We start from the raw sequence: 13,517 nt of genomic DNA on the forward strand, positions 1-13,517 counted from the left end.
CAAGAGAAAGTAGGGGAGAAAATGAATAGTTTTGAATGGATTTGGCAATATGCTAAAAAAAATAAGAATAAGTTACTGCTAGCTGTTATTTTTGTCGTTATTAACGCTATTTTAATTGTTATTATTCCATTGTTATCTGGCAGAATTGTAGACCAAGTAATCAATCAGGGGAAAACTGAAGAGCTTGTCCCAATTCTTGGGATTATGATTGGGGTGACCGTTATTCGGACAGTTGTTCGTTATAGTTATCAAGTCTTGTTTGAATCGGTCGGACAATCTGCGTTATTTGACTTAAGAAAAGATATGTATATCAAACTTCAAGAATTAGATTTTGATTTCTTTAATCATACACGTGTTGGTGACATTATGGCGCGAATGACAGGGGATACAGACGCTATCCGCCATTTTGTTTCTTGGGTCACTTATAACCTCTTAGAATGTATTTTATGGTTCATCGCAGCCGTGATTGTGATGGGGACGATCAATTGGCAATTGATGCTAGCATTAATTTTAATTACACCTTTGATTTTTCTGTTAACACAAAAAATGTCGAAGGAATCGCATCCGGTATTTTTTGAGATTCGGGAAAGTTTTTCTCGGTTAAATTCGATGGTCGAAGAAAATATTGGTGGAAATCGGGTGGTTAAAGCTTTTTCTCAAGAACCTTATGAAATTGAAAAGTTTAACAAGCACAATGAAGACTATAAAAAATGGAATATGGCTTCCGCAGATGTCTCTAAAAAATATTTACCGTGGTTAGACGGTTTTGCAGGTAGTTTAAATGTTATTGCCTTAGTTCTTGGTGGCCTCTTTGTGATTCAAGGTCGAATGACAATTGGTGATTTAGTGGCCTTTAACGGCTTTCTCTGGATGTTGAACATGCCAATGCGAATGAGTGGCTGGTTGATCAATGATGTGCAACGCTTTACGGCATCGTCCATTAAAATTCGTCAGTTATTAGCAACGAAACCGAAGATTCCCATTGCTCGGGAAAAAGAAGCAGAACCGATCCAAGGCTATGTGACGTTTGATCACGTGTCCTTTCATTTTTCAGATGATCCAGAAACCCCCATTTTATCGGATGTTTCATTTTCAGCAAAACCTGGTGAAACAATTGGTATTTTAGGGGAAACTGGTTCAGGCAAAACCACTTTAGTTAACTTAATCGCTCGGTTCTATGATCCAACCAAAGGCACTGTTTATATTGATGGAAAAGATGCTAAAAGCTATTCTGTTCGTAAATTGCGAGAAAATATCTCCATGGTTATGCAAGATGTCTTTCTTTTTTCCAATACGATAGAAGATAACATTGCTTTTGGTAATACATTGGCTAACTTGGAACAAGTGCAAATGATGGCTGAAATTGCCGATGCCCATAGCTTTATTTCCAGAATGCCCGAAGGTTATGCAACAATTGTTGGTGAACGCGGCGTTGGCCTATCTGGTGGCCAAAAACAGCGGATTTCACTGGCCCGTGCCTTAACCAAAGATCCAGCTATTTTAATTTTAGATGACACAACTTCTGCTGTTGATATGGAAACAGAATCAAAAATTCAAAAAGAACTAGGTCGTTTGACGGAAAAGAAAACGACATTTATTATTGCCCACCGAATTTCTTCTGTGAGAGAGGCCAATTTAATTTTGATGATGGAAAAAGGCCGTGTGGTGGAAAGCGGTACGCATAGCGAATTAGTCGAACAAAAAGGCAAATATTTTGACGTATATCAAAAACAATTAGGTCTGACAAAGGAAGGTGAGTCGCGTGGCTAGAAATACGTTTGATGTGGATGAGACTTTAGAAAAAGAATTTAATTGGTCTCACTATAAACGATTAGGCGCCTATATTAAGCCTTACAAAAAAGCTGTTTTTAAAACATTGTTTGTCATCATATTAGCTAATCTGGCAAGTATGTTAGGCCCTTACTTTACTAAAATTGCGATTGACCAAGTAATTCCACAAAAGAATCTCTCGTTACTCTTGATACTAGGGGCTATTTTCCTATTTTCCTTGGTGATTATTGGTTGGTGTATGCGTTATCGAATATATGCCATCACAGAAATTGGACAAGATATTTTAAAAGATATGCGTTTTTCAATTTTTGAGCATCTACAAAAATTACCATTTTCTTATTTTGACAGTCGGCCGCATGGAAAAATCTTAATACGGGTGGTCAATTACATCAATACGTTAAGTGATTTATTAAGTAACGGATTGATCAATTTAATTTCTGATTTATTTAATGTGATTATCACCTTAATTTTCATGTTATTTATTGATGTGAAATTAACCTTATACAGTTTACTGCTATTGCCTGTGTTGTTCGTGATGGTTCTGTTTATTCAAGGGAAACAACGGAAAGCTTACCAAGAGCTTAGCAATAAACAATCAAACTTAAATGCCTATATTCATGAAAGTATTTCAGGAATTAAAATTACACAATCTTTTGCACGAGAAGATGAAAATTTCCAGATTTTTAACGAGGTAAGCGAAGAATATCGTCAATCCTTTATGAAAGCTGTACGTGTCCAGTATTTATTATGGCCAGCAGTGCAAAATATATCCGTTATTACGACTTGTTTTATCTATTTCGTAGGAATCCGTCAATTAGGTGTGTCCGTTACCACTGGGACGCTAATTGCTTTTATCGGTTATATCAATAACTTTTGGAATCCGGTCATCAATATTGGTAACTTCTACAATTCTCTGATTACTGCAACTGCCTATTTGGAAAGGATTTTTGAAACGATGGATGTTGTTCCAGAAATTCAAGATGCGCCGCAAGCTATTGAGTTGCCGCCAATTAAAGGAACCGTCGACTTTCAGCATGTTTATTTCCGTTATGAAGAAGGAAAAAATATTTTGACCGATGTTAGTTTTCATATTGAGCCAGGACAAACAATCGCCTTGGTTGGGCCAACAGGTGCGGGTAAAACAACAATCATCAATTTATTAAGTCGTTTTTATGATGTGAATGAAGGGGCCGTTAAAATTGATGGTTATGATGTTCGCGATGTGACACTCCGTTCGTTAAGAAAACAAATGGGGGTAATGCTTCAAGATACGTTTATTTTTTCAGGAACGATTATTGAGAACATTCGGTACGGAAATTTAGCAGCCACAGAGGAAGAAGTCATCCAAGCCGCAAAAATTGTTCGTGCGCACGATTTTATCAAGGATTTAAAAGATGGCTATGAAACAGTTGTGGAAGAGCGGGGTAGTACACTCTCGGCAGGACAACGCCAATTAATTTCATTTGCTCGTGCTTTACTGGCAGATCCCAAAATTTTAATTTTAGACGAAGCAACCTCCAGTATTGATACAAAAACAGAAGAATTGTTACAAGAAGGACTACAACAACTTCTAAAAGGACGGACATCGTTTATTATTGCTCATCGGCTTTCTACCATCAAAAATAGCGATAAAATTTTCTATATTGATGGTGGTCGTATTGTGGAAGAAGGATCTCATGATCAACTAATGGCAAAACATGCGTTATATCATCATTTATATCAATCGCAATACGACTTATTAAAGAGCTAGATGATAAAACAGAGAAAATTCTTAGTTGAATCTTTCTCTGTTTTTCTGTATCGTAACCTTAACAAAGGAAAAAATGATGAGGTGCAAATGAAGCGGAATTTTGAAGTGGAATTAACAACATTATGTATGATTAGAAATCAGAAAAATGAAATCCTTGTGCAAGAACGACAAAAAAAGGATTGGCCTGGTTGGACGTTCCCTGGCGGACATGTTGAAAAAAACGAGGGCATGGAAACAGCCATGGTTCGCGAACTCCTTGAAGAAACAGGATTAGTGCTGAAACCACAATTAGTAGGTGTTGCAGAATGGCTGAATGATTGTTCGGGTGCGCGGGAATTAGCCGCATTATTCATTGCAGAAACAGCGGATGAACTACCAGAAGAAACGGAACAACCCTTGTTTTGGGTCACTGAAAAAGAATTGCGAGAAGGTCCTTTAGCTGGCAGTTTAGCAGAACTTTTCCCAGTATTTTTTGGCGAAAAGCAATTTTATTTTAAAAATAATACAGCTTAATGATTCAAACCTAAAAGATTAAATCAATCCCACTTATTAAAAGAGAGAAAATCTAAAATTAAACATTGCTATTTATAAGCAATGTTTGCTATTCTTAATAAAAGGGAATTAATTTTTTATATAATGAGGGGGAAAAAGTGTGTTAAAAAGAAAAGTGGGGATTATCGCAGGCGTTTTCTGTTCAGCTTTGTTACTGACAGGCTGTGGCAAAAGTGCGAAAGATGAGTTCATTCAAGGGATTGGCAATCAAAACGCACAAGAATCTGGGGTTTGGGATTTCTCTATGTCAATTAGTGACATGAAATTTTCACAAGAAGATGGTGCACAAACGAATCCTATGATTGGGATGCTCATCACGCAAATCAAAGACGCATCGCTTTCTGGGAAGATTCAAGTAGATGCCAAAAAAGAAAAAGCATTCAGCTTAGAGATGAAATTAAAAGCGATGGGCATGGATGTACCGATTTCATTGATTGGATCATTAGATAACGAGGGCAAAGAGCCAAAACTCTATTTAGCAACAGATATGATGGAATATATTGTCGCTGTCGCAGACTCAATGACTGACGGTGCTATCGATAGTTCTCAGTTAGATACAGAAAAACTAAAAGGAAAATACATTGATCTTTTAGCCATGAACGAGGAAAGTACGAAAGAATGGCAAGATACAATCAAAGAGTATCAAGAATCGGAAAAAGAACGAAAACAGTCTGCTAAGGAATACAAAGAGTTTTTAGAAGGATTAGACAAGGATACGTTTGAGAAAAAAAGGGATACCATTACCCATACGTTTACAAAAAAAGAATTACAAAAGTTAATCAAAATTACGACAGAAACATCTGAGAAAGGTAAAGAACAAGATCCTTTCGAAAAAGTTAAAGATGTTTCTGCCAAAGTTTCTGTTAATACAAAAGAAAATAAAACAAATATGTTGATCAATGTAAAACCGCAACAAGACAAGAACGTTGACATGGGACTTGAATCATTATCTAGTAAAATTAGCATTACACAAAAAGCCAAAAAAGCGACGATTTCAATGCCTAAGAAAGAAAATATTTTATCAGAACAAGAAGTTGAAAAAATATTTTCCGATAGCACCTCTATGACAGGTCTATCGACTGAAGACACGACTGTTGCGATCAATCAATAACGCTGAATGACCAATAAAAACGGTCCCTCAAAAAAAGTAACGAAAGACCTAGCATGATTGGGATGCTAGGTCTTTTTTGAATAAAAAAACAGCATTTTAGTTTTCTTTGAATTATTGGTTGTTATTTTTGGTGGTGTAAACAGTTTAAAATTAATACATTTGTTTTTGATTTAAATTCTACTGCTATTTTTAATCATTCTATTAAATAACAAATGTTTTTGAGTGTTTTTAAGCATTATTTTTGTTATGCAGAGTGGTTTTTTTATACAATGAGTATAATTTTAGATGAAGGAGTGTTTTAGGTGAAAAATCAACATTTAACTACGTCACAAGGAAGTCCTGTTGGCGATAATCAAAATTCGCTAACTGCAGGAGAATTTGGTCCTGTCCTAATCCAAGACGTTCATTTATTAGAAAAATTAGCTCATTTTAATCGTGAGCGCGTGCCAGAACGGGTTGTTCATGCCAAAGGTGCTGGTGCTCATGGGATTTTCAAGGTGAGCCAATCAATGGCACAATATACTAAAGCCGATTTTTTATCTGAAGTTGGCAAAGAAACACCTTTATTCGCTCGTTTTTCAACAGTAGCTGGAGAGTTAGGTTCATCAGATACATTGCGTGATCCTCGCGGTTTTGCGCTTAAATTCTATACAGATGAAGGAAATTACGACTTAGTTGGCAATAACACGCCCATTTTTTTCATTCGTGATGCAATTAAGTTTCCAGATTTTATTCATAGCCAAAAAAGAAATCCACGGACGCATTTGAAAAGTCCAGAAGCTGTTTGGGATTTTTGGTCTCATTCACCGGAAAGCCTTCATCAAGTAACAATTTTAATGAGTGATCGTGGCATTCCGCTATCGTTCCGTCATATGCATGGTTTTGGTAGCCATACATTCAAATGGGTCAATGCTGCTGGAGAAGTATTTTTTGTTAAATATCACTTCAAGACGAATCAAGGAATCAAAAATCTAGAGAGTCAATTAGCAGAAGAAATTGCTGGGAAAAACCCAGATTTCCATATTGAAGATTTGCATAATGCAATTGAAAATCAAGAATTTCCTTCTTGGACATTATCTGTGCAAATTATCCCGTATGCAGATGCGTTAACAATGAAAGAAACTCTTTTTGATGTAACAAAAACGGTTTCTCAAAAAGAGTATCCGCTGATTGAAGTTGGCACGATGACTTTAAATAGAAATCCAGAGAATTATTTTGCAGAGGTTGAACAAGTAACCTTTTCACCAGGGAATTTCGTTCCTGGTATTGAAGCTTCTCCAGATAAATTATTGCAAGGACGTTTGTTCGCTTATGGGGACGCACATCGTCATCGCGTGGGCGCTAATAGTCACCAATTGCCGATCAACCAAGCAAAAGCGCCTGTAAATAACTACCAAAAAGACGGCAATATGCGTTTTGACAATGGCAATAGCGAAATTAATTACGAACCAAATAGTTATACTGAAACACCAAAAGAAGATCCTACGGCGAAAATTAGTTCCTTTGAAGTTGAGGGAAATGTTGGTAATTATAGCTATAATCAAGATCACTTTACACAAGCAAACGCTTTGTATAATTTGCTGCCAAGCGAAGAAAAAGAAAACTTAATTAACAATATAGCGGCATCTTTAGGTCAAGTGAAAAATCAAGAAATCATCGCGCGTCAAATTGATTTGTTCACTAGAGTAAATCCAGAATATGGAGCACGCGTCGCACAAGCCATCAAGCAACAAGCATAATTTATATAACGTACGTGACAAACCCAGTCTAGATAAACTAAAGACTGGGTTTGTTTGCTTTTCAATGCTTTTTATTCTACTTTGTATAATGTATATTATGTAAACTAGAATAAAATAAAAAACTTTAGCCGATAAATTGCACTTCTCTTTCGACTAATTAATTTACCCAACTAACCTTACAAGTTGTTTGCTAAGCTAGTTGGGTTTACTGTTTATTGAAACGTTGGATTGTTCATTTCTTGATGAATTTCTTTGCTCGCTTCATATAGAAACAATGTTTGTTTTTTACTTGATGCATAATCGACAATGGGTTTTGGATAATTTTCTCCTAAATGTACATGATATTGCGTTTGTAAGGCTTCGTTCATTAGATTTGGTTGATGAATATACTTTTGTGGCACTTGCTTAAGTTCTGGAACATATTTTTTGATGAACTGGCCGTCATTATCAAATTTTTTTGACTGGATAATTGGATTAAAAATCCGAAAATACGGGACAGCGTCCGTTCCTGTCGAAGCAGCCCATTGCCAGCCACCGATATTATTGGCGGCATCATAATCAATCAACATTTTTTGAAAGTATTTTTCACCCCAACGCCAATCGATGTGTAAATTTTTAACTAAAAAAGAGGCAGTAATCATTCTTAAGCGGTTGTGCATCCAACCAGTTTGATTCAGTTGTCGCATTGCGGCATCAATTATAGGGTACCCCGTCTCCCCTTTTTGCCACTTGACAAACATTTCTGGGTCATTTGTCCATTGAATATAACGAAATTTTTCTTGAATAGCTTCCTCTTTTTGTTGTGGAAACGCACTATAGATCATATTGTAAAAGTCACGCCAAGCTAATTCTTTTTTGAAGGTTTCTTTACTTAAGCTAGAAGGCGCAGATGCAAGCTCTTGCCAAATGGTGCGAATCGAAAGCTCTCCCGTTCTTAAAAAAGTAGACAGATGACTCGTTTGATCCTGATAAGGAAAATCACGATTATTTTCATAGGATTGAAGTTTTTGATCAATAAAAGTATTTAAGCACCTTCTGGCTGTTTTTTCGCCGACACTATAGTGTGTTAAAGGAATCCTCGCAATCTGTTCCCCATATGCTGCTTCCTCTTCTGGAAAAAGACACGCACTAAAAATTTTTTCAGCTGTATAGGAAACAGGAATCGGTGTTTCTTTAGGCGCCTCTTTCCATTTATTGTAATAGGGCGTAAACACTTGGTACTTACTGCCATCGTTCTTCTTAATTTCTTCAGAGCCATGCAAATAGGCATCTTGAAAAGAGAAAGACTGAATATTATTTTCTTCAAAAAAGCGCATAGCTTGCTGGTCCCGCTTTGCCCCAAAGCCACAAGTATCTTCATTAAAATAAATGGCCTGCCAATCGGGTAATTTGCGTTTCAAACGTGAAAATAAATCTAATGGTTCGCCGACCATGATTTGTAAATGTGCCTCTTGATCGATTCGTTCTTTAAACGAGGCTAAACTTGCAAAAAAAGCGTTATGATTAGCACTTTCTTGAATAAATTGTTGAGGATTCATTTGGAATAATAAAATCAATTCATCAGCTGCAGAATTTTGTAACGCGTGCGCTAATGCTTTATTATCCTGTAATCGTAAATCACGTCTAAACCACATTACTCTTTTCATTTTTAAATCCTCCTAAATACTTCGTCTTGCTTATCGTAACCGTGACTGCTGATTTTTAAAAGCAACTTGCCTAGACTTTTCAAAAAGCCGATAAAAACTGGGTTTTCAGCTTTTATCGGCTTTTTGATTTAAATTAATAGGAAATATTAAAAGCTTTCATATCTTTCTCAATATATTGTAGGACTTCTGTATTGCTAAAAAATTGTGTAAAATAATAGGCTTGACGATAGTCATCGGCTGTGTCTTCCCCGAGCATTTGTTTGTTAAAGGCTTTTTCATATAAAAGATAATCTAGCAAATAAATGGAGTGTTTGTCACGACAAATCTGAATCCCTTTTTCGCTTAAAATGACACTTTTTTGGTAGTCTTTCATTTCCGAGTAGAATTTAGCAGAATTATAATAAATTCTACAACGCTCCAAGGAACATTCTAATTTAAATTGTTCCAATTCTTGTAATGATTTTTCGTAATACACTTGCGCTTTTCTCATATCTTTTTCCAGTTCGTATAGCGTACCTAGCGCATTCAGGCTTAAAATGTTGTAAATATTGACTTTACGGTCAATTTCCGCGCCCCGGTATAGGTAAAACAAGGCCTCTGCTTTATCTTTTTTTCCTAATAAACAAGTAATTCCCTTATAATATAACAATTTAGTCGTTAGTTCATTATTAGATAAGATAAGACCTTCAGGCACTTCTTGTAATAAATTGTAGGCCTCTAAGTGAAATAACCGTAAAGATAAATCCTCGACTTTGTTTAGTAGATTTTCAATTTTCTTTTCTTCAGAAATCATCATGCATTCTTCTACTTCTAAATCTAATCGGAGGCAAATAGATGAGAAAATATCTAAACTGTCACATAGATTACGGTTTTCAATATTACTAATTGTTGCTTGCGTACAGATGCCGTTAGCCAGCTCTGATTGTGTGATTTTTTTAAGTTTTCTCGCTTGTTTTATTTTGTCTCCTGCTACCTTCACGAACAGACCTCCACTTGTATTATTATGTAAATTCATTAAAAAATGTTATACTTTGATTATCAATTAAAGGAGGTACATGCTATGTTTGATTTACTTGCATTATTGACTGGAACATCAACTTATGGCAACGTTCCCCATGTTTAATTAGTCAATGCGTGTCAAGTATGGTCTTCCATACTTGGCATGTTTCCTTTAAAACTGACTCAATGATACTACAAACGGACAGACAAATACAACCGAAAATCATTGGTTTTTTATTAAGAAAAAGAACAGCAAGAAGTGATAACTACTTCTTGCTGTTCTTTTGTTTAGTTAGGTGTATTTAGATTTAAAATGATTTGTTCCGGCGTAATTTCATTATGATCTGACATCATTGGCTCTACGCTTAAATAACTTGAAGTATTTGTAATGATAACCATGACAGTTGAGTCAAGCCCAGCTTCTTTAATGGCTTTTCGATCGAACGTTCCTAAAAGATCTCCTTTTTTAACACGGTGACCTTGGGTTACTTGTGTCTGAAAGACCTCCTGCCCCAATGTGACAGTATCAATTCCTATATGAATTAATACTTCAGCTCCTGCGTCCGTTTGGATACCATAAGCGTGTCCAGTTTCTGCAACCAAGTTTAATAAACCATCTGCAGGCGCGTAAACCTTGTTCGCTGTTGGCATGATTGCTAAACCTTTGCCCATCATCTCGCTTGAAAATACCGGGTCATTAACAGCAGTAAGATTCATGGCGTAACCATTTACCGGAGAAAAAAGTTGTTCATCTAAGGTGTTATGTTGCATTTCAAAGACTTCGCGTTCTTCCTCTTCGATTACTTTATCTGAAATCAAAACCTCTTGCGGAATTGCAAATAGACTGGTTAATGCATAACATACACCGACAGATAAAAGTGCGACTAATAAATAGATCACTAATTGATGTGCACTATAGATATACATTAAGAAAGAAGGAATAACGGCTAAGCCATAAGAATTTGATTGAATATGAAAAATAGCTAAAATTGCTCCGCCTAAACCTGATGTAAACAAGACACATAGCAGTGGTTTTAAGTTCCAACGAATAAGTAATCCAAATAACACAGGCTCACTAACTCCAAATAATTGAGACAACATAGAACCAATGGCTGTCGACTTCACTTTGCTATCTTGCGCTTTTTTCGCAAAGGCTAAACAACTGCCAACGTTAGCAAACCCATACATGGCACATATTGTAATCAATGCATTAAATCCTGTATTTGCTAATAATGATGTTTCTACCATAGTTAGTGTATGATGAATACCAATCAAAACCATTAAAGGATATGAGGCACCAATCACGAAACCACCTAGTCCTAAGGGCAACCCAATCAACCATTGGACAACATCTACCATGCCTAATTCAACGGTATGCAAAATTGGGCCAATTCCGAGAATCATGATTAAAAAAGTAATTAACATAGTCATAAAGGGTGTAAAAATTTGATCGAGAATATTCGGCATCTTTTTTCGGAAAAAAAGTTCAATCTTTGCGCCAATTATACCAGCAGCAATTGCACTTAAAACGGATCCTTGTGCACCGACAACTGGGATAAAACCAAAAGCCATAATAGCTTTCACGCCAGAATCTGGTGTTGCAACTGCATAAGCGTTTGGTAAAATGGGTGATACCATCATTAAACCAATAACAATCCCGATTACAGGCGTCGCATTAAATGCTTTAAAGGTAGACCAAACAATCAAAGCTGGCAAAAAGGCAAAGACGGTATCTGTAATGACAGAGACAATTTGTTGAAAGCTTTCAGGAATATTGGCTACACTTGCTCCGAATAATTGTAAAAAAGTATCGTTAAAAATAACACCTTTTAACCCTAGGAACAATCCTGTTGCTGCAATTACTGGAACAATTGGAATGAATATTTCACTTAAAATGCGCATTGTTTTGCGCATGCCCGTTTCATTATTTTTTAAAATTGCTGTTTGCTCTGCTTTTGACACAACATTGATTCCAAGTTTTTCTATTTCATCATACACTTTAGTCACAATACCAGTTCCTAAAATCACTTGGTATTGACCGCCATTATAAAAGACACCTTTTACTAAATCAATTTTTTCTAGTTGTTTACCATCTACTTGTTCGTGGTCCTTCAAAATAAAACGTAACCGCGTTTGACAATGGGTGACCGATATAATGTTATCCATACCGATTAATTGAATAATGTCTTTGGCTGCCTGCTGATAATTTTCTGCCATGTTATACTCCTCCTAGCTACTCATTTATAGTAATCAATAGTCCTTGATAGCTTTTTAATAATGTTCCCTGCTGAACTAACTGCTCTCGTTCTTCAGACTGTGTATCAAAAATAACTGTGCCATTAACTAAATAATGAGGGATTGGAACCGCCTCACCAAAATTAAAAAAGGCGTAAATTGTTTTTTCATTTAATTTGCGTTTATAAGCAATAACATTATCTGGAAGATTTGATAGTCCCTCAAATGTTCCATAAAGTAAGATGTCTGTATAGGGACTCTTTTGACGAAATGCAATCATCCGCTTATAGAAATGAAAAATACTTTGACTATTTTTTATTTCTGCTTCGGCATTGATTTCTTTATAATTATCCACCATTCCTAACCAAGGTTTGACGCTTGAAAAACCGCCATACATAGAATCATTCCATGGAAAAGGTGTGCGGGCATTGTCTCGACTACGCAAATTGACAAGTGACAAGGCTTCTTTGGGTGTAAATCCTTCTTTTATTGCTCGATAGTATTGATCAATGCTAGAAATATCATCGAATTCATCAATCGAACCCCTTTCAAAATTGGTCATTCCTAATTCTTGTCCTTGGTAAATAAAAGGCGTACCCCTTAAAAAGAAATACATGGCGCCGAATGTTTTAACCGCATTTGGCTGTTGAGCCTGTTCTTTTAAATATTTCGTTGTCGCTCGAGGTTGATCATGATTTTCAATAAAATTTGCACTCCAACCAGCCTCTTGCATGGCTTCTTGCTGTTTGAAAATTAATGTGCGTAAATCATTCCAAGACCAATCGATTCTATAAAACCATTCGCTTCCTGATTTCACATCCAAATCAGCCCATTTGAAGTCAAAAATCATGTCGAAATACCCTGTTTCTCCAATAAATTCTGATAAATTTGGATAATTGACGCCGGCCGCTTCGGCAACTGTGACAATATCAAAGCCAGCAAAAGCTTTTTCTTTTAATTCGTTCAGAAAGTCACTCATTCCTGGCATGTTTCTACTAGCTTTTGTTACTTTGGCTAATTGATCTGCCCCATCAGCAGGTAAGTTTGTCCAAGTCAAATCTTTCTTAATAAAATTAATCGCATCTACACGAAAACCAGCAATTCCTTTGTTTAACCAAAAACGAATCATTTGATAGATTTCTTTGCGTAGTTCAGGATTTTCCCAATTTAAATCCGGCTGTTTTTTATGAAAGGCATGAAAGTAGTAGGCATCTTCCCCAGGTAGTTTTTCCCAAACACTACCACCGAAGTTAGACCGCCAATTTGTAGGTGCTTCTCGTCCTTCTTTTATAATATAAAAGTCTCGAAAACGACTTTGAGGATTTTTTAAAACATCTTGAAACCAAGCATGTTCATCAGATGTATGGTTTACCACTAAATCTAAAATAACTTTTATGTTTCGTTTTTTTGCTTCTTCAATGAGTTCATCGAAGTCTGCCATTGTACCAAAATCGCTAGAAATACCATAATAGTCTGAAATATCATATCCATTGTCAGCCATTGGCGACGGGTACATTGGACTCAGCCAAATCAGCGTAATTCCTAAATTTTCTAAGTAATCCATTTTTTGAATAATGCCTTGTAAATCACCAATTCCGTCATTATTACTATCCGAAAAGCTACGTGGATAAATTTGATAGGCCACTTCTTTTTGCCACCAATTTCTGTTCATTCTGGTTCTCCTCACTCTTAAA

General features: G+C 36.1%; 9 protein-coding genes. 5 read left to right on the forward strand and 4 right to left on the reverse strand.

The features are described from left to right. Nucleotides 1-21 precede the first annotated feature (21 nt). From IGL37_RS06260 to IGL37_RS06280, 5 genes are all read left to right on the forward strand, one after another. Nucleotides 22-1,770, forward strand: a complete 1,749-nt coding sequence (locus IGL37_RS06260) for an ABC transporter ATP-binding protein (RefSeq protein WP_002369380.1) — start codon at nt 22-24, stop codon at nt 1,768-1,770. Beyond that, entirely contained in the window at nt 1,763-3,541 is a 1,779-nt protein-coding gene (locus IGL37_RS06265; RefSeq protein WP_002366703.1) for an ABC transporter ATP-binding protein, read from the forward strand. Before IGL37_RS06260 ends, IGL37_RS06265 begins: the two co-directional genes overlap by 8 nt. Before the next feature lie 87 nt (nt 3,542-3,628). Continuing rightward, entirely contained in the window at nt 3,629-4,054 is a 426-nt protein-coding gene (locus IGL37_RS06270) for an NUDIX domain-containing protein (protein ID WP_010712466.1), read from the forward strand. A 139-nt stretch (nt 4,055-4,193) separates the two neighbouring features. Then, on the forward strand, nt 4,194-5,204 hold the full coding sequence (locus IGL37_RS06275) for a hypothetical protein (RefSeq protein ID WP_033917953.1): 1,011 nt from the start codon (nt 4,194-4,196) through the stop codon (nt 5,202-5,204). A gap of 302 nt (nt 5,205-5,506) precedes the next feature. Then, on the forward strand, nt 5,507-6,943 hold the full coding sequence (locus IGL37_RS06280) for a catalase (RefSeq protein WP_002398299.1): 1,437 nt from the start codon (nt 5,507-5,509) through the stop codon (nt 6,941-6,943). Between the two features lie 212 nt (nt 6,944-7,155). On the opposite strand, the gene IGL37_RS06285 is transcribed toward IGL37_RS06280, so the two are convergent. The 4 genes from IGL37_RS06285 to IGL37_RS06300 form a co-directional block, all read right to left on the reverse strand. Next, nucleotides 7,156-8,589, reverse strand: a complete 1,434-nt coding sequence (locus IGL37_RS06285; protein ID WP_033917952.1) for a cryptochrome/photolyase family protein — start codon at nt 8,587-8,589, stop codon at nt 7,156-7,158. A 133-nt stretch (nt 8,590-8,722) separates the two neighbouring features. After that, nucleotides 8,723-9,604 carry a helix-turn-helix domain-containing protein gene (locus IGL37_RS06290; protein WP_195757638.1) on the reverse strand — a complete coding sequence of 294 codons (882 nt, stop codon included), beginning with the start codon at nt 9,602-9,604 and terminating at the stop codon, nt 8,723-8,725. A 272-nt stretch (nt 9,605-9,876) separates the two neighbouring features. Then, entirely contained in the window at nt 9,877-11,805 is a 1,929-nt protein-coding gene (locus IGL37_RS06295; RefSeq protein WP_002357541.1) for a sucrose-specific PTS transporter subunit IIBC, read from the reverse strand. Nucleotides 11,806-11,821: 16 nt separating this feature from the next. After that, complete coding sequence (locus IGL37_RS06300; RefSeq protein ID WP_002385902.1) at nt 11,822-13,495, reverse strand: glycoside hydrolase family 13 protein; 1,674 nt, start codon at nt 13,493-13,495, stop codon at nt 11,822-11,824. Between the last annotated feature and the right edge of the window lie 22 nt (nt 13,496-13,517).

Source organism: Enterococcus sp. AZ119 (assembly GCF_050546175.1).
Classification (GTDB): domain Bacteria; phylum Bacillota; class Bacilli; order Lactobacillales; family Enterococcaceae; genus Enterococcus; species Enterococcus faecalis.

What these genes read in the sequence shown, in the direction of transcription:
- IGL37_RS06260 (WP_002369380.1), top strand. Translation starts at nt 22, where the DNA reads ATGAATAGTTTTGAATGGATTTGGCAATATGCTAAAAAAAATAAGAAT.
- IGL37_RS06270 (WP_010712466.1), top strand. Translation starts at nt 3,629, where the DNA reads ATGAAGCGGAATTTTGAAGTGGAATTAACAACATTATGTATGATTAGA.
- IGL37_RS06285 (WP_033917952.1), bottom strand. Translation starts at nt 8,589, where the DNA reads ATGAAAAGAGTAATGTGGTTTAGACGTGATTTACGATTACAGGATAAT.
- IGL37_RS06290 (WP_195757638.1), bottom strand. Translation starts at nt 9,604, where the DNA reads ATGAATTTACATAATAATACAAGTGGAGGTCTGTTCGTGAAGGTAGCA.
- IGL37_RS06295 (WP_002357541.1), bottom strand. Translation starts at nt 11,805, where the DNA reads ATGGCAGAAAATTATCAGCAGGCAGCCAAAGACATTATTCAATTAATC.
- IGL37_RS06300 (WP_002385902.1), bottom strand. Translation starts at nt 13,495, where the DNA reads ATGAACAGAAATTGGTGGCAAAAAGAAGTGGCCTATCAAATTTATCCA.